Source organism: Caballeronia sp. M23-90 (assembly GCF_053574605.1).
Genome location: NZ_JBSIPA010000791.1, coordinates 1 through 1506 on the forward strand (window position 1 = coordinate 1; position 1506 = coordinate 1506).

The window sequence follows — 1506 nt, forward strand, 5'->3', positions numbered from 1 at the left end:
GCGAATCGGGAACGTGCCGAGACAGCGGGTCTGATCGGCTTCTTCGTGAACACGCTGACGGTTGCAACGCGCATCGATGCCACGCAAAGTTTCGGGACACTCATCGATGCAACGGCGCAAAGTCTTGGCGACGCTCAATGCACTGCTCGCGCGCGCGTCCGGCGAACCGCATATCTACATCGGCGTGCCCGCCGCGAATCGGGAACGTGCCGAGACAGCGGGTCTGATCGGCTTCTTCGTGAACACGCTGACGGTTGCAACGCGCATCGATGCCACGCAAAGTTTCGGGACACTCATCGATGCAACGGCGCAAAGTCTTGTCGATGCACAGGCGCATCAGGACGTGCCCTTCGAGCAAGTGGTCGAGGCAACGGGCGTTGCGCGCAGTGCGAGCCACCACCCGCTGTTCCAGGTCATGGCCGCGTTCGGGGCGCGCCGTCCGCTTCCGTCGTTCGCCGATGTTCGCGTAACCGAGTTGCCCTCCGGCACGCCGTTCGCAAAATTCGACCTGACGCTCAACTTCGAGCTCCGCGACGACGGTGCCATCGACGCCTCTTTCCTGTACGCGCTCGATCTGTTCGAAGCCGATGCCATCGATCGTCTCGCGCAGCGTTTCATGGAGTTGCTGTCGAATGCGCTCGACACGCCGGATGTTGCGATTGGCGATCTGCAATGGCTGCCGCTTGCCGAACGCATCCAGCTCGATGCCTGGAACCACAATCCGCCCGAAGACGACGGGTTCAAGCCGGTGCATGAACGCATAGCCGACCACGCGTGCGCGAGACCCGAGGCGCGCGGCGTGGCAGACATGCAGCGTTCGCTCACGCGCGGCGAAGTGAACACGCGCGCAACGCAGCTTGCGCAGCGCCTCGTTGCTGCAGGCGTAAGCGCCGAAATGCGTGTAGGTGTGGCGCTCAGCCGCTCGGTGGACCTGCCTGTCGGTTTGATCGCCGCCCTGAAATCGGGCGGTGCGTTCGTGCCGCTCGACCCGAGTCATCCGCGCGAACGCCTCGCGCAAATTCTCGACGATGCGCAGATCGTCCACATCATCACCGAGCGTGCAAGTCTGTCCGCGCTGCCTGTCTCGGAGCGTGTCCGCGTCTGGCTGGTCGATGACGAAAGCCTCTTCCACGATGACAGCACTGCGCTGCCATCCGTTGCACCGACGCAAGCGGCCTACGTGATCTATACATCCGGATCGACGGGCAAGCCCAAGGGCGTGATCGTCGATCACGGCTCGTTCGCGTTGCATTGCGCGGCGATTGCGAAGCGTTACGGAGCGGGCGAAGACGACGTTTTCCTGCTGTTCCAGTCCGTCAACTTCGACGGCTCGCATGAAGGTTGGTTCTCGCAGTACATGTCGGGCGCGGCGGTCGCGGTCACCGCGGATACCCTGTGGCCGCCAGCGCTAACCTGCAAGATGATGATGCGCGAAGGCGTGACCATGACGTATGTGCCGCCGGGTTGCGCGACGCAACTCGCCGAGTGGGCGCTCGCGCATGGGGA

At 63.4% G+C, this 1506-nt stretch carries 1 pseudogene; it reads left to right on the forward strand.

Features of this window, described 5'->3' with window-relative positions:
• Nucleotides 1-121: 121 nt before the first annotated feature.
• Nucleotides 122-1506: pseudogene (locus tag ACRXB1_RS35890) on the forward strand (AMP-binding protein); the annotation flags it as partial.